Genomic DNA, 23,950 nt, shown 5'->3' with positions numbered 1-23,950 from the left:
GGAGTTAACAGCCATGAGAATTACCAATAACATGCTTAGCTCGCAGTTAATGCTTAATCTGAATCGCAATGCCGGACAGATGAACAATACTCAGATCCAGTTGGCAACCGGCAGAAAGTTGAACAAGCCTTCGGATGACCCGTCTGGCATCACCTATTCATTACGTTATCGTGCGGAACTATCCTCCAACGAACAGTATCAGAAAAATGTGGATAGCGCTGTATCCTGGCTGGAGTTTAATGATACAGTTATAGATCAGGCAGGAAATGTGGTTCAGCGTCTGCGTGAGCTCACAGTGCAAGCATCTACAGGGACTAACCCTCAATCCGCACTGGATAGCATTAATGAGGAAGTCAAGCAATTGAAAGCGCAATTGATCGACATTTCTAATAGCACACTGAATGGAAAGTATGTATTTAATGGTGAAATGTATGATGAGAAGCCTTACAATTTTCCAATGAATGCGGATGGATCTTTTGATACATCGGGTGCAGCAGCGATTGTTACGGATCCGGGGAAAATCAATTTTACAGTTGGCGAGAGCATGCAGTTGCCGATTAATGTGAATGGCAATGAGGTGTTTGGTAACTCAACCGAAAAGGACAATCTGTTCGTTGTATTCGACACGATCATTCAGGCGCTTTCGACAGGGGATCAAGAAGAGCTGTCTAATCAGCTTGATCAGATTGATAGCCGGACGGATAAAATGCTGTCTATTCGTTCCGAAATAGGCGCTAAGACCAATCGCATAGATTTGATGATGGGACGACTGGATGATCTGGAAGGGAATTTGACCGATCTGCAATCCAAGGTCGAAGATGCGGATTATGCCGAGCTTATGATCCAATCGAAGATCCAGGAAAATATTTATAATGCTTCCTTGTCCACAGGGGCTAAAATTATTTCGCCATCGCTGATGGATTTTCTGAGATAGTCAAGGAGGAGCTAACCTTATGAAGCTGCTTCCTGTCATACAGATTCAAACAACACCAGCTATCCTGCATATTGATGCTGATCCGGGGCAATATTCTATTCGCCAGCCTAAAGCAGATGTTCAGATGCATACGAGACCTGCAAAATTAACGATAGAGAGCCACCCTATAAGTTTTCAGGTAGATCAAAGTAAAGCCTTCTCCGCATATACGGGTGGCGGCATGCTGGAGATGAATCATCGTATTTATTCAGGTATGGAGAAGATATTTCTGGAGAACATTGCTGAGCGGGTCAAGCAAGGAAACGAATTAGCAGCGATCCATAAGCCAGGCAATACGATTGCTAATATCGTGGGCACCAACTGGCAATCGAAGCCGTTTCCCGAAACAAGAACACCTGCTTCTAGCGATAATGTGGATATACGAATAAATACCCGACCGCCTGAGATTCGCTTTGAGTCCGCCGTATCGGAAATGAATGTAACGGTCAATAAACCCGAAATTGAGTATCAGCGCGGTAAACTTGATATGTATGTCACACAATATGCAGCGGTACAAATTACTCCACCTGCTATAGATTTGGGGGTATAGCTATAATGAAAGCTATAAACGGTCGTTTTGAGTCCGCTATAGCTTTTTTGTATATATTTTAATTTATCGCCAAAGGGGGCGCTTGTTATTTTAATTTCTACCAGTCAGTGGGGAGAATTGGAGTTAAGCGAAGAGGATATATATCATTTTGCGAAAGGGTTGCCAGGCTTTGAGACAGAGACAGATTTTGCAATGGTACCTGTTGAAGGTACGGCATTCCATTATCTGCAGTCAACGACAAAGCCTGAATTGTCTTTTTTGATAGCAGATCCGTTCGAATTCCATTCGGAATACAGCTTTGAACTGGCTGATGAGGACAAGGAAGAGTTGAAGATTGAGGACCAGGTTGCTGTATATGCTATCGTAACGATCCATTCCGAGGTTGTACAATCGACGATGAATTTGTTGGCTCCTCTTGTCCTGAATCCAGTTACCCGCATGGGGAAACAGGTTGTACTTCATCAATCCGGATATGAAACAAGACATGCATTGTGGACCGACAAGGCAGAATTGATGAAGGGTGGCGACTAACTATGCTTGTCCTGTCACGCAAAAAAGGGGAATCCATCATCATTCAGGATCATATTGAGGTTACTGTCCTAGAAGTAGACGGTGATACAGTAAGGATTGGAATATCAGCCCCCAAGCATGTGGACATTTTTCGCAAAGAGCTATATGTTTCGATTCAAGAGGCTAATCGGGAATCGGCAACACCATCTGTTCCCGAGGTTGCAGCATTAATGGAATTGTTACGCGAAGAGAAGGATAGAAAGAAATAAAAAAAATTTGCCCTGGCTATAAAAATTTGGTTTTCTCCTGTCGATATATAATGTAGACGCTGCAACAGGAGGGCGGCCGACCTTAATGTCGCAGCGTTTACCACAAGGATGTGGAACTTCATTTATATTCAGGGAGGAAACTTACAATGATTATCAACCACAATATTGCTGCAATGAACACTCATCGTCAGCTGAACACGAACACTGCGAACACGAACAAAGCTATCGAGAAATTGTCTTCTGGTCTGCGTATCAACCGCGCCGGCGATGACGCTGCAGGTCTGGCAATTTCCGAAAAAATGCGTGGTCAGATCCGCGGTTTGGATATGGCTTCCAAGAATGCTCAAGATGGTATCTCTCTGATCCAAACAGCAGAGGGCGCACTGAACGAAACACACAGCATTCTGCAACGTGTTCGTGAACTAGCGGTGCAATCTGCAAACGATACAAACACAAATGAAGATCGCGCTGAACTTCAAAAAGAAGTTGCTGAGTTGACTGCTGAGGTAACTCGTATTTCTACGACCACTGAGTTCAATACGAAGAAACTGCTTGATGGAGCGGGTGTTAGTGGGGCAGTCTTCCAAATTGGAGCAAACTCTGGACAACAAATTACATTGTCTATTGGAAATATGGGGGCAGATTCCTTGGGGCTTACCTCAGTAAGCATTGCAAGTCAAACGGGTGCGGCTGCTGCGATCAGCACCTTGGATGTGGCCATTAAATCAGTATCTGCTGAGCGTGCCAAGCTGGGTGCGAACCAAAACCGTCTGGAGCATACCATCAACAACCTGGGAACAACTTCTGAGAACCTGTCTGCTGCAGAATCCCGTATCCGTGACGTAGACATGGCGAAAGAAATGATGAATCAAACGAAAAACAACATCCTTGCACAAGCTTCCCAAGCGATGTTGGCGCAAGCAAACCAACAGCCACAAGCTGTACTGCAATTGCTTCGTTAATATTCGAATCAGCAGAGTCTCCGAGATTATTCTCGGAGGCTTTTTTTCAGTTTTGTTCATGTTTACTAACCATTACATATGTTTTAGCCGATAATTACAGTAACAAGGTTTAATTCGTAAATGCGAAACGAGAGAGGGAGCACATGAGGAAAACGATTGCGTTGTGCATGATTGTAAAGAATGAACAGCAATTTCTTAGACGTTGTCTGGATAGCGTAAAAGGCAAAGTTGATCAAATTATTATAGTGGATACCGGATCAACGGATAACACGATTTCAATCGCTAGTGAGTATACGGAAGATATCTTTCATATGGAATGGATTAACGACTTCGCGGCAGCCAGGAATGAGTCTATAAAGCACGCAGAGACGGATTACATCCTAATCCTGGATGCGGATGAGTATTTGGAATCGTCGACAGACCTGGAGGCAGAACTAGGCTCTGAAGCCGATTACTATTTCGTGAATATATGCAACTTGATGTCTGGTGAGCGGGCAATGACGCATATGGCTATTCGCCTTTTTAAAAATAAAATAGGGCTGTACTATAAAAATCGTCTCCATGAGCATCTCAACACAACAGAGCGAGAAGATCAATTACTCGCAGGGTATGCAAGCTTCACCATTATGCACACAGGTTATACAGACGAGATGATGAGGGATCGAGAGAAAGCGCGCAGGAACCTCTCTTTAATGAAAGTCGAGGTTGAGGAAAATCCATCCGTCTACAATATATTTAATATGGGCAGAACCTATATGTGGCTGGGAGAACATGAGAAGGCCATCAAGTATTTGCAGCAGGCGTATCCTATGAGCAAAAATCTGACCATTGCCCCTGAGTTGATTGCGTCGTTATGCCGGAGTCTTGGTGAACTTGGGAGATATGAGGAGGCTCTTACAGTATTGAAAGAAGCTGTGGAAGTGTATCCTCGAGAGGTAGACTTACGTCATATTCAGGCTCTATTCTACTGGGAGATTGGTTACTCTAAAGACGCCATCGAATGTATGAAGAAATGTATGGAAATTGGCGATAAGGGCATTACGTTTATGGAAGGGAACGGCACATATATTGCTCGTTTCAGGCTAGCAGAGTGGCATACATCTCGTAACGAGTTTGCACAAGGATATGAGCACATCGTAGAGGCTCTTAAGCTGAAAAATGATTTCGTGCCTATCATGGCTAAATATTTTGAAATTGTCGAAAAAGCGCAAGTTCCTTTGAACGATGTACTTGAGAATGTCGACAATCTTTTTGATATCCAACATCGAGAACAACTGCAAAAATTATTGGAAGTGTTATATCAACTCAGGCACCCCCTACTACTGAAATATATGGATATGTATAAAGTTAATGTTCAAAGTAATGTCACGGCCGTTGCCCATCAATATGATAGAGACCATCAACAGGCAAGAAAGATTTGGTTAGAGCTGACTGATCTGGAGGAACAAAACGGTACGGATATACTTTTGTTGGCTATGATTCTTAGAGATGAAGAGTTGTTCCGAAAAGCTGTTCCATTATTAAACTTAAATGTGAAAGAGAAAAAACTGCTTTTGAAAGTTGTAAGTAACGAACCTGTTGAAGTAATAAATATGACTACACATGTAGAACATATTTTAGAGAGAATCTCGGTTTATCTTATTCGTTTGCAAGAGTTCGAAATATTTGAGATTGTACTTAATTATTTATGGAGCGGAAGTATTGGAGTCAAGACTCAAGTGTGTGTCAATTTAGTTGCTTATGGTTTTAGTGAAATTGCTATTGATTTATTAGCTAATTTGTATAAGGACCATCCCAGAAATATGAGCGTTGTTAAGCTGCTAGGGGATGTATGTTTCAAGTCTGGCTACTTTGAGGATGCCAAGCTGTTTTATACGAAGCTGGTTGGAATGTGTGATGAGTATAGTGCTTATGAACATATGTATGACTTGTACGATAAGATGAATGATGCAAATGGAAAAGACTCTGTATTAGCTGAGATATCTAAGAAGTTTAGCTTGTGTTTGTGGGCAAAATAATCGTGTGCAAAAAAAGGGAGATTACATCGCCCCTCTACAATCCCAAGCCTCGCCAGCCGATAAATATAATAAATAATTTCCATCGGGGGATGAGCGATGAATCTACAGTTTTCACTTACTACAAATGTATCTGGTAACAAAGCGGCCGTAGATGGTATGAAAGTTGATTCTCGTGGCAGCCAGGACAGTTCATTATTGAAGACGGTCAGAAATAGTACGGAGTTGTCCAGACTTGAGCGTCAGGGAGTTAGTGTTCCACTTGGCGATGAACGTCTGATCCAAGCGATTGACAAAGCGGTTAAAGCTCTTCAAGGCCCCTCTACAACGTTGGATATCAGTATACATGAGAAAACTCATCAAATCATGGTCAAAGTGCTTGACAAGGAAACAGGTGAGACCATTCGTGAGGTCCCTCCAGAGAAGACGTTAGATTTGGTAGCCAAGATGATGGAAATCGCCGGAATTCTGGTTGACGAAAAGGTATAGGGGGTTAGCGTAAATGAGTATGCGGGTCAACGGTTTTTCAGGAATGGATATTGACAGTATGGTGAAGTCTCTTATGACGGTTAAGAGAGTGCCTCTGGATAAATTGAGTCAGCAAAAACAAACGCTCGAATGGACAAGAGACAGCTATCGAGAGATGAATAGTAAAATTGTTCAATTCAATGATAAGCTGGCAAAATTGAGCAAGTCGGAAGCTTTGAATACTAAAAAATCAACCGTAAGTGGCAATACAACGGCTGTTAAAGCTGAGGCCAGGGCAGATGCCAACCCAACAGCGATGACTGTTGAAGTCACCAAGCTGGCCCAAAAGGCCAATATGCAGACAGGAGCAGGGTTGGAGGGAGCTACATTAAATACGACGTTGGAGCAGCTTGTTGGTGGCTCTGGAAGCGCTCAAGACACATATGAACTCCACATCAATGATAAATCAGTAACCTTTCTGAAAACAGATAAGCTTTCTACAGTTATTGCGCGGATTAATTCTGAAGTCTCTACGGTTAATGCGAGTTTTGATGAGGTGAGTGGTAAACTTACGATCACCTCTAAGGAGTATGGGAAAGATATCACTGCGACCGGGCAGGATAAGACAGCAAAACCTAGCTCACTGACAACTTTGTTGGGTATGACTACAAATGCTGCCCAAAAAGGTGAGGTTAAGGTTACCAGTGAGCTTGGAGGGACCAAAACGTATACGACGGATAGTGACAGGCTTACCGTTAACGGCATTAACCTAACCATCCTGCAAACAACGGGGGGGACGCCTTCCCAAATCACGACTCAATCCGATCCTGCCAAAGCAGTTGAAACGATTAAATCTTTTGTGGATTCATATAACGAACTGCTGGGACTGATGAACTCCAAAGTTGACGAGCAGAAGTATCGTGATTTCCCTCCATTGACAGATGAACAGAAGAAGGACATGAAGGAAGACGAAATTAAGAAGTGGGAAGAAAAGGCGAAAAGCGGCCTGCTGAAAAATGACTCCATTCTCAGCTCAACAGTTACATCTATGCGTTCGGTAATTTCAAGTAATTATAAGGAATTAAGTGAGATCGGAATTACCACCGGACAATACTATGAAAATGGCAAACTATATATTGATGAGGCCAAGCTTACTGAGGCGCTGACCACGAATCCTGACAAGATGCTCAGCATTTTTACCGGTTCTCTATCAGATCCCAAGAGCAAGCCTATTTTTAGTGAGTTGAGCTCAGAGTTGGATGATACGCTGGATTTGTTCTCCAAAAAAGTAGGTACTTCAAAGTTTGATACGAATGCAAGTATGAACCTGAAGACGGAAAGTATTATGGGCGAGCAGTTAAAGGAGTACAACAAAAGAATCTTTGATATGGAAAGAAAAATGACCAATTGGGAAACCCGTTATTATAAGCAGTTCACTGCTATGGAACAGGCAATGTCTCAACTTCAATCCCAATCCTCAAGTTTAACAAGTTATCTTCAATAAAGAGAGTGGGGAATAATGGATTATGGTTACATCTCCTTATGAGAAATACAAGCAATCTTCTGTACAGACTTCTACTCCTGGCCAGTTGGTGATCATGCTGTACGATGGGGCGATTCGTTTTGTGAAAGCTGGCTTAGAGGGGATCGAAGCTAAAGATTATGCTAAGGCAAATATAAATCTAGGCAAGGCGCAGACCATTTTGAGCGAACTGATGTCGACCTTGAATCCTTCTTATGATATAGCGAAAAATTTGTTTGCTCTGTATGAGTACATGAACCATCTATTAATTCAGGCGAACATCAAAAAGGAAATAGCGCACGGAGAAGAGGCTCTCAGCTATTTGCAGGAATTACGTGAAACGTGGGTATTGGTTAATAAACAAATGACAGGAACCGTTTGAGATGAATAACGATCAGGCAGAAATCAATGCTGTGCTTGAAAGATTATCGAATCTGACAGAACGTTTTGTGGTTCAACTGGAGGACAAAACTTCGGAGGAAGTAGAGGCATTTGTAAGTGAGCGGCAAATGGTGGTAGATCAGTTGCAGCAAGTAACAGGCACCACGGTGTTGAACGACAAGCAGAAGAAAGAACTTGCTAACATATTGTCATACGATGAGAGAATTCAGCAGCACATGTTGTCCCTGAGAAACAATGCTCAACAATGGCTAATGAAACGTAACGCTGCCAAAGTGCAAAAGAACGTATATGAATCCAGATATACACCGGACAGTTATTTGATGGATAAACGAAAATGAAGTGCTATGAGTTTACAGAGCAGCTTTGCTTAAAAAGCGGGATTGCTCTGTTTCTTGCTTGTCACAATTTTGCATTAACGAAAGAAGAGGAGACAAGATATGAGCATAGTGGTTGCTGAACATGTAGATGGGTTGATGCAAATCAAAATTTAAATTTTCTTGAGGATAATGCTGAGTTTAATACACATACAGATCGAATGTTGCGAATTCTACATTTATATCCAAAAGACGTGAGTCAGTTTTTTGAACTTGTACAAGGAGCATTTTCTTTTTGGAGGGCTTCGGTAACTTTTAAAATTGCTGAAGAGCATTTCGATTATTTAATGTAGAATGAACTTTTGATTTGCAGGGTATACAAAGCCGATCAATGACATTCATTGGCTCGATGCTAACGCGTTTCATGAAAGCAGCCACAGTGCCTGGGCAACATGGCGGATTCTCCCTTTATCCCAAATCATCACGATCTTGCCCGTTGGATATTCCTGCAAAACAAATTCAGAAATCAAATAACAGAAGAACATCATACTTTTCACCGTCACGAAATTTCACTTTTCTGGTTTCATAGTTTAACGCTCCGAACAGTTTGTCCCTATTATTCCATAAATAGGGTTTTGCGTTGGTGACCGACCGGAAACCAATTATATATCAACCATGATAGGTACAATAAAGCAGTCAATTTGACATAAAGCAAGCAGGAGGCAGAATGAAAACAAGCATTATTATCTTGACGTATAATCAACTGGAATATACCAAACTTTGCATAGAAAGCATCCGAAAATATACGGAACCGAGAAGTTATGAGATTATTATTGTCGATAATGCCTCATCAGACGGGACGACTGACTGGCTTAAAGGGCAGCAGGATATAAAAGTAATTTTCAATGAAAGTAACCTCGGGTTTCCAAAAGGCTGCAATCAAGGGATTGAAATAGCTTCTGGTGATAATGTTTTACTGTTGAATAATGATACCATAGTAACTGAACGATGGCTTGAGCAATTAACGTATGCATTATACAGTGATGACTCCGTCGGGGCCGTGAGTTGTGTAACTAACAATTGCTCCTATGGTCAAAAGATTTCAACTAGTTATCAAGACCTGAAGCAAATGCAACAGTTCGCTTCCCAGTATAATGTCAGTGATCCAACGAAATGGGATGAGCGTTTAAAACTGATTGGATTCTGTTATCTGATTAAAGGTTCTGTTCTTAAAAAGGTTGGAGCATTGGATGAAATGTTTTCTCCCGGAAACTTTGAGGATGACGATTATTCTTTGAGAATCCGCAAAGCAGGCTATAAGCTTCTCCTGTGCAGGGATACATTTATTCATCATTTTGGCAGTGTGTCATTTGGAAGAATGCCTTCAAAGTATAGTCAAATTTTGAGAAACAATGCACGTAAATACGAAACAAAATGGGGATTTAGTCCATTATATTCTCAGCATATCCGCTTGGAGATCGTTAACCTGATAACAGAACCGGCAGAAGCGCCGATAAATGTACTTGAAGTAGGATGTGCCTGCGGAGGTACGTTGCTTGAAATTAGAAATCGCTACAAGAATAGTAATTTATATGGGATAGAACTTAATGAAGCGACTGCAGAGGTTGCGAAGATTATCGCGGATGTAAGACCGGAAAACGTTGAAAACGATATAATGAGCTACGAAGAAAATTTCTTCGATTATATCATTTTGGCCGATGTGTTGGAACACTTATACGATCCGTGGACAGTACTCACCAATATTCGTAAATATCTTAAGCCGAACGGGAAATTACTTATTAGTCTTCATAATATTATGCACCATAGTGTTTTGAGTGATCTATTAATTGATGGTAACTTCTCTTATGAGGATGCAGGAATATTGAATCGAACTCAAATGAGGTTTTTCACTCTTAATGAAATTCATCGGATGAACTTTAGGACTGGATTTACGATCAACGAAGTAAGCGGAGTGAGTAAAGGGATTTCTCAGAAAGATGAAGGTTTTATTAGTCGGCTCGACATGCTGGGTGAACAGAATCTTAAGGCTCAATTCGAAACGTATCAATATATTTTGAGTGCTTCAAAAAATCCGCTTTATGACATAATACCTATAATTATGGATAATAAGGATCGGCCTAATTTAATCATAGATAAGCTTAAAGATTATGCAACAACAGATATTTTGACAATGATTAATGTATTATTTTCGGATGACAGCTATAAAACTGAATTGTTCAATCTTATAGGTGTTGTGCATTTTGAAAGCGGAGAATACAATCGAGCACTACCATTTTTTGAACGGGCTCATTTTACGGATCTTTTCAACACGGAGGTTCTGTATAATATTTCCTATTCCCTTTATTTTATTGGGGAAGAAAGCGCGGTAGCAGAATATATAGAAGAGCTCCGTGATTTGGATAAATCGGCATATGATGATCTCCTTATAGTTATAAACGAGCTAAAAGCAACGTTATGATGACAATTTGATCTTGATTCCACTGTGGAGACGGTGTATAGGGGAATAAGTCTCGCGCGGCCAAGAATACGAATCCACACAACCCAGGATGTAAGAGTTAGCTCCCGTTTTATAAACCGACCTTGCTATGAGGGATTCGAAATTTAAGATAAAAATATTGAAAGGCAGTGGATACCATGGGGATTGGATTAAATTGGATAGAAAAATTAGGGATGCTGGATCAAGGTAAATTGGATGGCAACGTTGAGTGGCTTATAGATGCAATAAAAGAGGACGAGAAAATTTTTCCTGTTTTAATTGCTCGTATTCATGAGCGAGTAAATAACAGGATTGAATTATTCAATATTCTTGCAGTAGGGTGCTACCAATACAAACAATTTGATTATGTCATACCTTTTCTGGAAGAGGCTTTAAAAGAAGATGAGTTTAATAAAGATGCGTTAATGAATTTGGGTCAGATCTTATCTGAAGTAGGTGAACAAAAACTTGCACTTAGCTATGTACTAAAAATTAGGGATAAAGATCAAGAAGTACTATCATTCATAAATTACTTAAACGAGTCTTTTGAAAATGAAGATATTTTAGAATTTGAACAAAATGATGTTGAATTTACAGGTGAGCGCCTGATTATCAATCGTCATGTTAAGTATCAATATCCTGATGTGTTAGAAGAGCATATCAATAGATATAAATTTGCTTGCAGCCATGTGAAAAACAAAATAGTTTTGGATGCTGCTTGTGGAGCCGGGTATGGATCCAAAATGATGAGTGAAGCGGGAGCAACACATGTTACCGGGGTTGATATTTCTGAGGAAAGTTTAATACATGCCAGAAAAGATTATAACTCTTCTAATATTAAATTTTCATATGGTGACGTAAATAAATTACCATTTAAGGACTCAAGTTTTGAAGTGATCGTTTCGTTTGAAACAATAGAGCATATTAGAGATGGTTCACATTGGATTCGCGAAGCAACACGATTACTCAAGGAGGACGGCTTGTTTTTAGTCTCTACTCCTAACAGAAGTATTACTAACCCAGGTACTTATTTTGAAGAAGCTCCTCTAAATAGGCATCATTGTTTTGAATATAATGCTATTGAATTCATTGGAGAACTGACAAAGGAATTTGATATTGTGGGAATTTACGGACAATCATATGTTCATGATCAAAATAATGCAAGTACAACTTTTCTTAGAACAGTACGGAAATTGGATATAAATTTCAAACCCACTGGGAAGGACTCGATACATGGGGCTGATCATGATCTCATACCATTGGGGTTAGTAAAAGATATGCAACCTATGTATTTGGTGGCTGTTTGCAGAAAGAAAAGAAAATAATTTTAGTTTGAAATCATCTGGCTCTGCGCCGTTTATTATTGTAATCAAGATCGTGGAGAAGAAGGCAGAGGTAGGCTTCTTGCAGGTAATAGTAGAATCTCATCGATAATGAAAAGTCCTCAAGGAGGCTCACTTAATCACTTTCATTAGCCATACAAGGAACAGTAGGATGGCGGTATTAGACACTCAAGTCTGTGAAGTTTCATCGCCATCTCTTTTTGGCGGTAGCATAGTCACAACGTGTGAGCGGTAACTTTATATCCGCTGGTATCAGGAATTGCTTAAAAAGTTAAAGGCAATCTGCCAACAACACCTGAAGTCCCTTCCAGAGACAGAGCGATCCTCGTTATAACCATGGTAAATGACTTGGAAAAGGAATATGATCTATCCATGTCCGAAGTAAACTCCTATAAGTTGATATGATAAAAAGGATGCTGGCAGCGGGTCATCCAAGTATGCTATCGATAAAAACAACAATAACATCGGATCATTCCGCAGTCGAATAGATTATCTCACTTTCAATAACATCTTGACTTTTGAAGTCAACGCGTATAATTAAGGGATTGTTATAGCCTTCCACTTGATATGCCCCCTATAAGGTAGATTAGACGAACTAAAAAAAGTGGTTACCTAAAAATGGGGGGTGAATAAATGAACGAAAATCAGCAGTACGACAAAAAAGCATACATTCTACATTTTACGAGCAATCCGTCAGGATTCGACAATTCAGTGCACCACCCGAACTTTTTTTTCAATATTCACCAAATTATCAACCGCGCAGTGATTTGAGAAAGCGCCAATAAATTTAAGCAGGGTACAAAAATTTCGGAAAAAATTTTATTCCTGTCCATTCACATTAATTTATTTTGAGATAGGCTCTAAGTAGATTTTTCTTCCAATTTTCTGAATCTATAGAGTATAGATTTTAGAGAAAGTGGTCCTTTTGTCCAGTTTAATATAGAAAATATTTGATTATGAGGAATTTATTATATGGACATCTGGATTTTTGTTTTTTCTTGTCTTTTTATTAACGGTTCCAATGGCGATGGCTTCAGATGTTGATGGGATGCAGGGAGCTAGTCCTCCTGATGGAACAAAAGCCACTGGAGCAAGAACATACGGCAACTATGAAGCAGACAAAGTATTTGATAAAGATTTAACTACACGATGGCTATCGGCTGGGTATAAAGATACTATTGAGTTAGACTTCCCGAAAGCAATCACTTTGAACTCTGTGCAGATTGCTGGTTATGCGGACCCTAACTCAAGCGCTTCTTATACAATTTATGGACTACAAAATGAAACTTGGTCTGTCATTGGTGAAAAAAAGTTTCCTCTTGTAAGTAAACTAACAATCCTAGATCCTATTGAAGTAACCAAGGGAAGTTACGACTCATTAAAAATTGAAGTCAACACCCCTTCTTCATGGGTAGCAATAAGCGAAATAACATTAGGAGTAAATATAAACACTCCTACCAATCTCAAAGCTGCTGCCGGAGATAGTCAGGCAACATTAAATTGGGACCAAGTTCAAGAATCTGAAAGCTACATTGTCAGATACGGAACCGAGGCTGGGAAATATACTGAAACAGTAACGGTCACTAAAGACGCCTATGGAAGCTATGTTATCCCTGGTCTGACTAACGGAACAACCTACTACTTCGTTGTAACAGCGACAGTAAATGGAATTGAATCTGGTTACTCTAATGAAGCTTCAGCCACACCACAAACTACAGTTGGAGCTGTTCTGAATGTTACTATCGATAAAGATACTGTCAAAGTCGGAGATAAATTTACTTCCGCTATTTCTCTTGAGAATGTAAGTGACATTTACGCTGAAGACTTCACGATCCAATATGACCCGAGTCTTTTTGAATATTTGGGTTATGATGAAGTTGAAGGGTACAAAGTTTACAACACACCAACAGATGAGAATGGGAAGATTCGTTTTATTGTAGCAAGTCAAGGTAAAGAATACAGCATTTCTGACAAAGCTACATTTCTTAAATCTTAACTTCAGAGCCAAAGCAGAAGGAACTGGAGATGTAGATGCTACTCGCTGTCGAATTGCTAATACGGAAAGCGAATGGGATCTTGAAGGTGATTCTTGTGGGAAAGATACTGTGATAGTGGAGAAATCTGAGGTATTGGACGTCAATCATTCGGGTGAATATACGCTTGTTGACCTCGCGGTTGATGGTTTTTATTATGGTATTGCAGTAGCTGATACAGACACAACAAAGCACAGCGCTGATCAAGTGAGCGACGGCAATGTAAATCAGGATGACTTGATTTATATCGTAAATAGAATGCTGGATAATCCAAATTATCCTTCGAATTCTTAAAAGATTTAACAAAGCTCTGTCAGGATCGTGAAATGCGCCCTCTATAATAGACATTGGAACCCTCTCTGGGTCAACCGATAAATTATAGGGAGGCGCATTTAGTTTACACGCTGAGCAAGCTGGTTGTCGACCCGGATATTTCTGTAGAACAGTTGGAGCCGTTACCGAAGAAATGATCAAAGAATATGTCGAAGATCAAGGGAGCCCCAGAATCGACGAAGTGTTCAAGATTGAAGAGCGAGTTTCAGACACGAACTTTAGCTTGCTTTGAGCAAGATGGCATTTAAGTGCACTTTAGTGAATGTTTATTCGGTTATATATACCCATTTTAAGAGATGTAATTAAACATTTATTGCTAAAAAATAATTCTTTAGACCGACTTCTTTAGAACTATAATTATGTTATAATTTTCCTTGTCGAAATTAGGAATTATTAAGGGGGAAGAAGTTTTGAAAAGTAGAAAGATAGGTTTCACTTTTTTGTTGCTGGCGCTATTATGGGTTATCCTGCCTAACACGTCAACACAAGCAGCCAGCCAATATACAGGAGGTCTCTTAGACAATGTGGAGTTGAAGGTTGGTACCTCGGTTAACAATAGCAAGGGTACTGTCACTCAAATGACCGATGGAGACTCAAAAACAAGTTACTATTCGACTAGCGGGAGTTTAATCTGGCACAACTTCTCCTCACCACAAAATATCTCAGCTATTATTTTAAAGAGCAGTTCCCTGAATTCAACAATAGAATTTTATGATTCTAGTAATAATATGATCACATCGTTTACACCTGTAGCGAATGATACAGTTCAATCTTTACCGACACCGGCATCGAATGTCACAACTGTTGTGCTGAAATCAACCGCTTCTGTTTATCACTATGAGTGGAATGTATTTACAACTCCATCGGCTCCCCCGGCAGTTTCAAGCATTAGCTGGATTCAAGCCGGAGACAAGACCGTCGATCTGAGCTGGAATAATATTGCGGCCAAGTCCTATACCATCAAACGTTCAACATCTACAGGCGGTCCATACTCCGTTCTCGCATCAGTTTACGGCAATTCCTACACAGACTCTTCTGTTAACAATGGAACAAAATATTACTATGTTATTTCATCCGTAAATGAAGCTGGGGAAAGCGAAAATTCCGGGGAAAAAAACGCAACTCCTAACGCGACCAAATATACAGGTGGTCTGCTTGACCGGATTACTCTCAATATAGGCACATCTACATCGAACAAAACGGGTTCAGCACGGGAAGTGACAGATAACAGCGCAAGCACCAGCTCTTATTTAACAAGTGGTAATTTAATCTGGCATACTTTTTCATCACCACAAACGATTTCTGCAGTAATCTTAAATAGTGGCTCGGCGACAGCTATTGAGTTTTATGATTCTAGCAATAATTTGCTTTTATCCTACACCCCTATAGCTAATGATACTGTGCAATCTCTGCCGGTCGAGGTTACCAATGTATCGACAGTTGTCCTTAAAGCCGCCACCAGCACTTATTTTTATGAATGGAATGTTTTCTCCACTCCAACAGCGGCTCCTGCGGTGCCGGTAATCAACTGGATTCAGGGCGGGGATAAAACTGTTGATCTATATTGGGGATCTACAGCGGCCAAATCTTATAATATTAAACGTTCAACAAGTAAAAGCGGACCTTATGCATCACTGGCTTCAGTAAGCGGTACTTCTTACACCGATACCTCCGTTGTCAACGGAACAACCTATTATTATGTTGTATCGTCTATCAATGAGGCGGGTGAAAGCGCTGATTCAGCCGAAAAATCGATCACCCCGAATGCTTCCAAATATACGGGTGGTCTCCTTGACCGGGTTGCCCTTAATGTTGGCACTTCCACTTCAACTAAAACTGCAACTATTCGTGAAGTTACAGATAATAGCAGTAATACCAGTTACTACGTGTCGAGCGGCAGCCTTGTCTGGTATACTTTCCCTTCACCTATGGAGGTTTCTTCGGTTATTCTGAAAAGCAGTAGTATAGCCAACTCATCCATTGATTTTTATGATAGCAGTAATACCTTACTGTATTCCTATTCGCCTAAAGTCAATGACACACTAGAGAACTTGCCGCTCCCTGTTCAGAACGTCTCAACTGTTGTGCTTAGAGCTGGAACGTCCGTTTACCAGTACGAATGGAACTTATTTGGAAAAAGCATGGAGGTTCCCTCCACGGAGAAACTTAATTTGACCGCTTCCGCAAGCAATGGAAAAGTCACATTAAACTGGAATTCTATTTCAAAGGCTGCAAATTTTGAAATTCAACGCGGAACTACAAGTGGTGGGCCTTACAGTGTGATCGATACTGTATATGGAACTGCTACTACCTTTGAAGATACAAATGTGGTTAATAACACCCCTTATTACTATATCGTTCGTGCTGTTAACGGCAGTATCGAAGTAGCTGTTTCCAATGAAGCCCAAGCTACTCTTGTTACAACAGATCCGGGGAATCCCTCTGAGCCACCGATAGACAATAGTGGAAACAGAGCTTTACTTGACATCATGCTGAATACCGGTGAAGTCAAAGAGTATGATCTTTCCATGAGCGAAGTGGATGCCTTCATTAGCTGGTATGAGCAACGTGCCTCAGGCTCCGGGTCTGTCACATTTGCGATTAACAGACATAACAACAACAAAGGGCCTTTTACGAATCGGAAGGAATATATCATTTATGACAAAATTATTACCTTTGAGGTAAATGCCTACAACACCAACGTGCAACCCATACAGGCTTCTTCCCAGCCTGAAACCAGTATTTGAATTACTGGGTAGCCTTATATCCATGTGGAAAGGGCGATTAACAATCGCTCTTTCTTTTTTGCTCTCTTTCTATACCCCAACATACTTCACCTTGAAAAAAATGTTTCTGTCAATTTCTGTCGAGAATTTACTAGCCCAGTTACCGTGTTACGTAAAGTGTTATCCATCTCAACCGCTTGCTGATTTCTATCTCTACGGCAACCAGTACTTCTTCTTACGCGATCGTTTCAGACAGTCGTTTCATTATCTACCTTGGAACCGTTTCGATCTTCAGCTATCAGCCGCTCCTGGAAGAATACATTGTTTCGCTAAGCCGTTCGGCTAAGGCTTTCGATAGTAAAAATTCTACAAAAAATATTCAGAGTGTGATTCACCCGGAGCATATAGGTTTAATAGATAATCAATAGCTCAAGTTCAGAACCGGATTGGTCCATTTATGCTGTAATTCCAGTCAATCTACCAGTGGAAAAATAATGTATTAAACCATTTACATTTCCAATTGACAATGGATAAGCTTGGGTGGTATAGTCGGAAATGTGAGCGAGAGCTTCACTTCATTTGATGACGAAGGGAATGTTAGTGCATGCAAGGTAAAGTTAAATGGTTCAACGCAGAAAAAGGTTATGGTTTCATTGAAACTGCAGAAGGTGGCGACGTTTTCGTACACTTCTCCGCAATCCAATCCGAAGGCTTCAAAACCTTGGAAGAGGGACAAGACGTTGAATTCGACATCGTTGAAGGCGCTCGTGGACCGCAAGCAGCTAACGTAATCAAATTATAATCATCCCGGCATAGCCGACCTACATAATCGGTAAGATGGTTAGCAATTGAGAAAACGCTAGCATGAACCCTGGAATCTCGATTCCAGGGTTTCTTTTTATTTTCATAGCTTCTTTTAATAGATTGTGCGGGCGTTAACAAATCCCTGCATTTCCCTACCTTCATTTTTACTCCCGCCTAACAAATATGGTATACTGAAAGGGCAAAGGAGGCGTTCCATATGAACCTAACCGTTCGAGGTCAACAGATCGATGTTACTGACGCTTTGAAAGAATATGTTGAGAAGAAATTCAACAGGCTTGAGAAGTATTTCGATGCTCCGCCAACATCTGATGGAAGTGTCACGCTAAGCACGACAAGAGGGCTGCGCACCGTGGAAGTAACCATTCCTTTGCCAGGGGTACTCCTCCGGGCTGAAGACAGAAGCGAAGACATGTACGCGTCCATCGACGCGGTAGCGGACAAGCTCGAACGTCAGATCCGCAAGCACAAAACGAAGCTGAACCGCAAGTTCCGCCAAGAGGGTGGCTTGAAGACGCTGTTCGTAGAGCAGCCGGCTGCGGAGGTGGAGGTTCCCGAGTTTGGCGAAGATGACCAGAGCGACGAGCTGGAGGTAGTCCGCACCAAGCGCTTTTTATTGAAGCCGATGGATGTGGAGGAGGCCATTCTCCAGATGAACATGATCGGGCATAATTTCTTTGTGTTTTCCAACATTGATAATCAGGAAGTAAATGTGGTTTATAAACGTAATGACGGGAAGTACGGTCTGATTGAGCAGGAGTGATCGTTTCAGCAGGCATGGATGAACCCTTTAACTAAGAATGCAAAATAACTAAAATACTAACGAGTGCCCTTGTCCCGGACGTATATCCGGACGAGGGCCTTTTTCGTACCCATCGGCACCGATAAAATGCCAAAATCCGAAACTTAACGGACGTATGCTTCGTCTGTACAATATACAATGAAAGGAAATGGATTTTGTAGATATTGCCCAGCCCATGTGTGTTGCGGCAACTCCCACAAACTGTTACAATTTATCCAAAGACTTTTTTCTGAAAATGGCTGATGAACAAGCAGATGCAAGCTGAAAGGTACGAATCAATTTCATTTTCATGGACCCTTTTGTTTGTGAAATTGATTCCATCAATTGTTTTTGCGCGAAAGGGGTAAACCATGCTAGGCATAGTTAAGAAGATATTCGGAGATACGAATGAACGGGACGTCAAACGTCTAATGAAGACGGTTGACCTGATTAATAAGATGGAGCCGGACTTTAGTGCGCTTACCGATGAACAGCTGAAAGGGAAGACGGAGGAATTCCGCAGCCGCCTGGAGCAGGGAGGATCGTTGGACGAGCTGTTGCCTGAAGCGTATGCTACTGTACGTGAAGCGTCCAAGCGTGTGCTGGGCAAACGTCATTATGACGTTCAGTTGCTGGGCGGGATGGCGCTGCATGAAGGTAAAATTGCTGAAATGAAGACAGGGGAAGGTAAGACATTGGTCGGTACCCTGCCCGTCTATCTGAACGCGCTTGCGGGTCGTGGCGTGCACGTGGTTACGGTCAACGATTATTTGGCCCAGCGCGACAGCGGTGAAATGGGGCAGATCTATGAGTTTCTTGGCATGACGGTCGGCTTGAACCTGAGTGGTATGGACCATGGTGCGAAGCAGCATGCTTATGCTTGTGATATTACGTACGGGACCAACAACGAGTTCGGCTTTGACTATCTGCGCGATAACATGGTGCTGTATAAGGAACAGATGGTTCAGCGTCCTCTGCAGTTCTGCATCATTGACGAAGTGGACTCTATCCTGGTTGATGAGGCGCGGACACCGCTGATCATTTCAGGACAGGCCCAGAAATCGACGCAGCTGTATTTTGCGGCCGACCGATTCGTGAAAACGCTGGGGATTGAAGAGGATTACACGGTTGACGTGAAGGTGAAATCGGTTGCGCTGACGGAGAACGGTGTGTCCAAAGCGGAAAATTTCTTCGCCGTGGAAAACCTGTATGATCAGGCTAACGTGACGATCAACCATCATGTAGTGCAAGCGTTGAAGGCGAATGTGATCATGCGTCGTGACGTGGATTACGTGGTAACCGAGGACGAGGTTGTCATCGTTGATGAATTTACGGGCCGTCTGATGGCCGGTCGTCGCTACAGCGACGGTCTGCACCAGGCAATTGAAGCGAAGGAAGGCATCGGCGTACAGAACGAGAGCATGACGCTGGCGACGATTACCTTCCAGAACTATTTCCGTATGTATCGGAAGCTGGCGGGCATGACCGGTACGGCCAAAACCGAGGAAGAAGAGTTCAAGAAAATCTACGGCCTGGAAGTGCTGCAAATTCCGACCAATCGTCCGAATCAGCGTATTGACACGCCTGATGTTGTTTATAAAAGTGTGAAAGGCAAGTTCAAAGCGGTTGTCGATGAAATTATGGAGCGCCATCAGAAGCAGCAGCCGGTGCTTGTGGGTACGGTATCGATCGAGAACTCCGAGCTGCTGTCCGAAATGCTGAAGCGCAAAGGCGTGAAGCATAAGGTGCTGAATGCGAAATACCATGCGGAGGAAGCGGAAATTATCTCCCGCGCGGGTGAAGCCGGTGCGGTTACGATTGCCACGAACATGGCTGGCCGGGGTACGGATATTGTGTTGGGTGAAGGCGTAGCCGAAACCGGCGGTCTGCATATCATCGGTACAGAGCGGCACGAATCCCGCCGGATTGACAATCAGTTGCGAGGCCGTGCAGGCCGTCAAGGGGACCCGGGCTCGACGCAATTCTACCTGTCTCTTGGCGATGATCTGATGAAGCGCTTTGGCGCAGACAACGTGCTGAGTATGATGGAGCGTCTTGGCTTTGAGGAAGATCAGCCGATTGAGAGCCGCATGATTACGCGTGCCATCGAATCCGCCCAGAAGCGGGTGGAAGGCAATAACTTCGATCTCCGTAAAGTCGTGCTGCAGTATGACGACGTCATGAATCAGCAGCGTGAGATTATTTACAAGCAGCGCCGTGAAGTGCTGGAGTCGGAGAATATCAAAGAGATCGTATTCGACATGATCAAGCCTACCATCGAGCGTATAGTTGAGGCGCACTGCGGGGACGACATTCCTGAGAACTGGGAGCTTGAAGAAGTGGCTGAGTACGTCAACGGCAAGCTGCTGGAAGAAGGCGCAGTGAGCCGCGACGAGCTTTGGGGCAAAGAGAAGGAAGAGATTGTCGAGCTTCTGTTTGAGAAAGTTACGACCAAGTACAATGCTCGTGAAGAAGAGATTGGCGAGGAAATGGTTCGCGAATTCGAAAAGGTTATCGTGCTGCGCGCTGTAGACAGCAAGTGGATGGACCATATCGACGCCATGGATCAGCTCCGTCAGGGCATTCATCTTCGTGCTTACGGTGGTACGGATCCGCTGCGTGAGTATCAATTTGAAGGTTTTGAAATGTTCCATGAAATGATCGCCAGCATCCAGGAAGAGGTTGCGACTTACGTGATGAAAGCGAAAATCGAATCGAACCAGGAGCGCCAGGCGGTCGTGGATGAGAAGAAAATGTCCACCAGCGGCGAGCCTTCGACGCCGAAGCAGAACAGAGCATCCCGGAGATCAGGCAAGGCTTAAGGCATGCCGAGTTTTTTTGGGATGGACAGCATAGGATATTAGAATAAACAGGCTGCAGCAGCTTGAGCATCATAAGCTGCTGCGAGGTGAACATAAGGCTCCTTGGAGAGCAGAGGCAATGGGTGCCAGCTGATGGCTGGTGCTCATTGCCTGCTGCACTCCGGGGGCTCATTTCATGAAAAGGGGTTTTGCGGAATGATCGATCCAAGTGTAAAGCATGATCTGCGTGAAATAAGCAAGAAACTAACAAACCTTAGGGGGTCTCTTTGACTTAGATCTGAAGCAGGAGATGATCGCCAACTTTGAAGAGAAGATGGCGGCCCCGGATTTTTGGGATGACAATGAGAAGGCACAGGGGATTATTGCTGAATTGAACGCTGTCAAATCCTCTGTTGACGAATATGAGAAGCTCCGTCAGGAATACGAGGATGCCAGCATGATGGTTGAACTGGCTGATGAAGAAGGCGACGAGGAGCTGGCAACCGAGGTCACGAACAGCGTGTCCGCATTGGTTAGCAGGCTGGAGGAATTCGAGCTGCAGTTGCTGTTAAACCAGCCTTACGATAAGCTGAACGCCATTCTGGAGCTGCATCCGGGCGCCGGTGGAACCGAGTCGCAGGACTGGGGGCAAATGCTGCATCGTATGTACACCCGTTGGGCCGAGAAGCGCGGCTTCAAGGTGGAGACACTGGATTATCTGCCCGGCGATGAGGCGGGAATCAAGAGCGTTACCCTGCTGATCAAGGGCTTTAACGCTTATGGTTATCTGAAGGCGGAAAAAGGTGTTCACCGTCTGGTGCGTATCTCGCCGTTCGACTCGTCAGGACGCCGTCATACGTCGTTTGTATCCTGCGATGTTGTGCCGGAGATCGCGGATGATGTGGACATCGAAATCCGTACGGAGGATCTGAAGATCGACACGTACCGTGCCAGTGGCGCGGGTGGCCAGCACATCAATACGACCGACTCGGCTGTGCGGATTACCCACCTGCCAACAGGCATCGTGGTGACCTGTCAGAACGAAAGATCCCAGATCAAGAACCGTGAACGCGCCATGACGATGCTTCGTTCGAAGCTGTATGAGCGTAAAATTGAAGAGCAAGAGCAGCATTTGGCCGAAATCCGAGGAGAACAGTCGGAAATTGCGTGGGGCAGCCAGATTCGCTCCTATGTGTTTCATCCCTATAGTATGGTAAAGGATCACCGTACCAGTGTTGAGACAGGGAACGTAGGTGCTGTTATGGACGGAGACCTGGATGCGTTTATCGACGGTTACCTGCGCAGCCAAATCAAGGTGGAAACCGAATAATCTAACCTTTCCTACACGTGGTGTACGTTTTTTGAGTACACTTCGTGTAGGAATTTTTTTGCTTAAAATTATGCATACCCGTTCCGCTTCCGTTGTCCGTTTCTGTTGCATAGGTATGCTTTTGCAGCGCTTGGGGTAACAACGAATAACAAGTGAATAACATTTAAAGGAGAAATTGAACTATGGCATCATCTTACTCACCTTCCGCACGCAGAAAGCGAATCGCGGAATTATTCCCCGCATCGGGGCCGGGACGCAATGCGCTTGATATGTTTTTGATCGCATTGGGCTCCTTTATAACGGCGCTGACTTTCAACATGTTTCTGCTGCCTAGCCGGATTGCTTCCGGAGGAGTATCGGGTCTGTCGATCCTAGCGCAGGAATGGTTCGGGCTGGAACCTGCCTTTACACAGTGGGCGCTTAATATTCCGTTGTTCATCGCCGGTGTGCTGCTGCTTGGCAGGCAGTATGGCCTCCGTTCACTGCTGGGAAGTGTGCTGCTGCCGCTGTTTGTCTATTTTACAAGTAACTGGCCGGTGCCGACGACCAACCCGTTGCTGGCCTCATTATATGGCGGGATCGGTGTCGGGCTGGGACTGGGCATCGTATTCAGGGGACGAGGGTCTACCGGGGGACTGAGCATTCTAGCGCAGATCATCCAGAAATATACTGGCTTCAGCTTTTCGCTGTCGGTCGTTCTGCTCGATGGCACGGTTATTGTGCTGGCAGGCTTCGCTCTTTCACCGGAAAATGCGCTGTATGCTCTCATCGGCCTCTATATCACGGGTAAAGTTATTGATGCGGTGGAAATGGGGCTTGGATATTCGAAGGTGGCTTATATTATTTCCAATCACAAGGAGAAAATGGCCAAAGTCATTCTGGAGGATCTGGATCGAGGCTTGACCGAGCTGGCGGGCCGTGGCGGATTTACGCAGGAGGACCGGCCGGTGCTGATGGTGGTCGTGGGACAGAATGAAGTCACCCGGCTCAAAACGCTCGTCAGGTCCGTAGATCCGGATGCATTTGTTATTATCGGCGATACGCACGAAGTATTGGGCAATGGTTTTAAAAGAGAACGCTGACAAAGGAGGGAGCGCACAAGGGCAGGCATCATGCAGCCGTTAGGGACGCAGCTTGTTGCGGCTACGCCCTTAACGAGAGGCATGGACTCCCTGATATGAACGAGACTGTCAAAAGCGTCTCTTTGACTCCCACGTTTTTTACCCCTTTCCCTTTCAACCCGGAGGGGGACAGTCTGAGTAAGGAAGCAAAAGTTCTCGACGTTGAGGCAGTCTGATA

At 43.3% G+C, this 23,950-nt stretch carries 20 protein-coding genes; all 20 read left to right on the top strand.

Going from position 1 to position 23,950, the window contains the following annotated elements:
* Window positions 1–13: 13 nt before the first annotated feature.
* The 20 genes from flgL to OIN60_RS17740 all read left to right on the top strand — a co-directional run bounded on the left by flgL (window position 14) and on the right by OIN60_RS17740 (window position 23,733).
* Window positions 14–934 (top strand): flagellar hook-associated protein FlgL, encoded by a 921-nt coding sequence (gene flgL, locus OIN60_RS17835; RefSeq protein WP_305756222.1) that lies wholly within the window; start codon window positions 14–16, stop codon window positions 932–934.
* Between the two features lie 19 nt (window positions 935–953).
* Window positions 954–1,523, top strand: coding sequence for a DUF6470 family protein (locus OIN60_RS17830; protein WP_305756221.1), 570 nt, complete (start codon window positions 954–956; stop codon window positions 1,521–1,523).
* A gap of 51 nt (window positions 1,524–1,574) precedes the next feature.
* Window positions 1,575–2,054 (top strand): flagellar assembly protein FliW, encoded by a 480-nt coding sequence (gene fliW / locus OIN60_RS17825; RefSeq protein ID WP_503122966.1) that lies wholly within the window; start codon window positions 1,575–1,577, stop codon window positions 2,052–2,054.
* 2 nt (window positions 2,055–2,056) lie between these two features.
* Complete coding sequence (gene csrA / locus OIN60_RS17820) at window positions 2,057–2,302, top strand: carbon storage regulator CsrA (RefSeq protein WP_305756219.1); 246 nt, start codon at window positions 2,057–2,059, stop codon at window positions 2,300–2,302.
* Between the two features lie 146 nt (window positions 2,303–2,448).
* On the top strand, window positions 2,449–3,264 hold the full coding sequence (locus tag OIN60_RS17815) for a flagellin N-terminal helical domain-containing protein (protein ID WP_305756218.1): 816 nt from the start codon (window positions 2,449–2,451) through the stop codon (window positions 3,262–3,264).
* Window positions 3,265–3,407: 143 nt separating this feature from the next.
* Window positions 3,408–5,282, top strand: coding sequence for a glycosyltransferase (locus OIN60_RS17810; protein WP_305756217.1), 1,875 nt, complete (start codon window positions 3,408–3,410; stop codon window positions 5,280–5,282).
* 156 nt (window positions 5,283–5,438) lie between these two features.
* The gene (locus OIN60_RS17805) at window positions 5,439–5,768 is read left to right on the top strand and encodes a flagellar protein FlaG (RefSeq protein WP_305756216.1); all 330 of its coding nucleotides are present in this window, start codon (window positions 5,439–5,441) and stop codon (window positions 5,766–5,768) included.
* A 13-nt stretch (window positions 5,769–5,781) separates the two neighbouring features.
* Window positions 5,782–7,251 carry a flagellar filament capping protein FliD gene (fliD, locus tag OIN60_RS17800; protein WP_305756215.1) on the top strand — a complete coding sequence of 490 codons (1,470 nt, stop codon included), beginning with the start codon at window positions 5,782–5,784 and terminating at the stop codon, window positions 7,249–7,251.
* Between the two features lie 22 nt (window positions 7,252–7,273).
* Window positions 7,274–7,651 (top strand): flagellar export chaperone FliS, encoded by a 378-nt coding sequence (fliS, locus tag OIN60_RS17795; protein ID WP_305756214.1) that lies wholly within the window; start codon window positions 7,274–7,276, stop codon window positions 7,649–7,651.
* A 1-nt stretch (window position 7,652) separates the two neighbouring features.
* Entirely contained in the window at window positions 7,653–8,009 is a 357-nt protein-coding gene (locus tag OIN60_RS17790) for a hypothetical protein (RefSeq protein ID WP_305756213.1), read from the top strand.
* A 703-nt stretch (window positions 8,010–8,712) separates the two neighbouring features.
* Window positions 8,713–10,464 carry a bifunctional glycosyltransferase family 2 protein/class I SAM-dependent methyltransferase gene (locus OIN60_RS17785; protein WP_305756212.1) on the top strand — a complete coding sequence of 584 codons (1,752 nt, stop codon included), beginning with the start codon at window positions 8,713–8,715 and terminating at the stop codon, window positions 10,462–10,464.
* Window positions 10,465–10,640: 176 nt separating this feature from the next.
* A complete protein-coding gene (locus OIN60_RS17780; protein WP_305756211.1) occupies window positions 10,641–11,807 on the top strand; it encodes a class I SAM-dependent methyltransferase in 1,167 nt (388 codons plus the stop codon).
* A gap of 1,045 nt (window positions 11,808–12,852) precedes the next feature.
* A complete protein-coding gene (locus tag OIN60_RS17775; RefSeq protein ID WP_305756210.1) occupies window positions 12,853–13,821 on the top strand; it encodes a cohesin domain-containing protein in 969 nt (322 codons plus the stop codon).
* 115 nt (window positions 13,822–13,936) lie between these two features.
* Complete coding sequence (locus tag OIN60_RS17770) at window positions 13,937–14,152, top strand: hypothetical protein (protein WP_305756209.1); 216 nt, start codon at window positions 13,937–13,939, stop codon at window positions 14,150–14,152.
* Window positions 14,153–14,601: 449 nt separating this feature from the next.
* The gene (locus OIN60_RS17765; protein ID WP_305756208.1) at window positions 14,602–16,938 is read left to right on the top strand and encodes a hypothetical protein; all 2,337 of its coding nucleotides are present in this window, start codon (window positions 14,602–14,604) and stop codon (window positions 16,936–16,938) included.
* A gap of 583 nt (window positions 16,939–17,521) precedes the next feature.
* A complete protein-coding gene (locus OIN60_RS17760; protein ID WP_018887618.1) occupies window positions 17,522–17,719 on the top strand; it encodes a cold shock domain-containing protein in 198 nt (65 codons plus the stop codon).
* 219 nt (window positions 17,720–17,938) lie between these two features.
* Window positions 17,939–18,502, top strand: coding sequence for a ribosome hibernation-promoting factor, HPF/YfiA family (gene hpf / locus OIN60_RS17755; protein WP_305756207.1), 564 nt, complete (start codon window positions 17,939–17,941; stop codon window positions 18,500–18,502).
* 389 nt (window positions 18,503–18,891) lie between these two features.
* Window positions 18,892–21,342: a preprotein translocase subunit SecA gene (secA, locus tag OIN60_RS17750; protein ID WP_305756206.1), complete on the top strand. Its 2,451-nt coding sequence runs from the start codon at window positions 18,892–18,894 to the stop codon at window positions 21,340–21,342.
* Window positions 21,343–21,537: 195 nt separating this feature from the next.
* A protein-coding gene (gene prfB, locus OIN60_RS17745; protein WP_305756205.1) for a peptide chain release factor 2 occupies window positions 21,538–22,651 on the top strand; the annotation gives its coding sequence in 2 pieces (ribosomal slippage) (window positions 21,538–21,609 and window positions 21,611–22,651; 1,113 coding nt in all).
* A gap of 182 nt (window positions 22,652–22,833) precedes the next feature.
* On the top strand, window positions 22,834–23,733 hold the full coding sequence (locus OIN60_RS17740) for a YitT family protein (protein WP_305756204.1): 900 nt from the start codon (window positions 22,834–22,836) through the stop codon (window positions 23,731–23,733).
* Window positions 23,734–23,950: the final 217 nt, after the last annotated feature.

This window comes from Paenibacillus zeirhizosphaerae (assembly GCF_030705605.1).
GTDB lineage: Bacteria > Bacillota > Bacilli > Paenibacillales > Paenibacillaceae > Paenibacillus > Paenibacillus zeirhizosphaerae.
The sequence above is the reverse complement of the archived record's forward strand: the minus strand, read 5'-3'. Positions and strand labels throughout refer to the sequence as shown.

Excerpts from the sequence above, each read along its gene's own strand:
- OIN60_RS17760 (WP_018887618.1), top strand. The coding sequence starts at position 17,522 with ATGCAAGGTAAAGTTAAATGGTTCAACGCAGAAAAAGGTTATGGTTTC.
- OIN60_RS17815 (WP_305756218.1), top strand. The coding sequence starts at position 2,449 with ATGATTATCAACCACAATATTGCTGCAATGAACACTCATCGTCAGCTG.
- fliD (WP_305756215.1), top strand. The coding sequence starts at position 5,782 with ATGAGTATGCGGGTCAACGGTTTTTCAGGAATGGATATTGACAGTATG.
- OIN60_RS17830 (WP_305756221.1), top strand. The coding sequence starts at position 954 with ATGAAGCTGCTTCCTGTCATACAGATTCAAACAACACCAGCTATCCTG.
- secA (WP_305756206.1), top strand. The coding sequence starts at position 18,892 with ATGCTAGGCATAGTTAAGAAGATATTCGGAGATACGAATGAACGGGAC.
- fliS (WP_305756214.1), top strand. The coding sequence starts at position 7,274 with ATGGTTACATCTCCTTATGAGAAATACAAGCAATCTTCTGTACAGACT.
- OIN60_RS17785 (WP_305756212.1), top strand. The coding sequence starts at position 8,713 with ATGAAAACAAGCATTATTATCTTGACGTATAATCAACTGGAATATACC.
- csrA (WP_305756219.1), top strand. The coding sequence starts at position 2,057 with ATGCTTGTCCTGTCACGCAAAAAAGGGGAATCCATCATCATTCAGGAT.
- OIN60_RS17775 (WP_305756210.1), top strand. The coding sequence starts at position 12,853 with ATGGCTTCAGATGTTGATGGGATGCAGGGAGCTAGTCCTCCTGATGGA.
- flgL (WP_305756222.1), top strand. The coding sequence starts at position 14 with ATGAGAATTACCAATAACATGCTTAGCTCGCAGTTAATGCTTAATCTG.
- hpf (WP_305756207.1), top strand. The coding sequence starts at position 17,939 with ATGAACCTAACCGTTCGAGGTCAACAGATCGATGTTACTGACGCTTTG.
- OIN60_RS17805 (WP_305756216.1), top strand. The coding sequence starts at position 5,439 with ATGAAAGTTGATTCTCGTGGCAGCCAGGACAGTTCATTATTGAAGACG.
- OIN60_RS17790 (WP_305756213.1), top strand. The coding sequence starts at position 7,653 with ATGAATAACGATCAGGCAGAAATCAATGCTGTGCTTGAAAGATTATCG.
- OIN60_RS17810 (WP_305756217.1), top strand. The coding sequence starts at position 3,408 with ATGAGGAAAACGATTGCGTTGTGCATGATTGTAAAGAATGAACAGCAA.
- OIN60_RS17780 (WP_305756211.1), top strand. The coding sequence starts at position 10,641 with ATGGGGATTGGATTAAATTGGATAGAAAAATTAGGGATGCTGGATCAA.
- OIN60_RS17740 (WP_305756204.1), top strand. The coding sequence starts at position 22,834 with ATGGCATCATCTTACTCACCTTCCGCACGCAGAAAGCGAATCGCGGAA.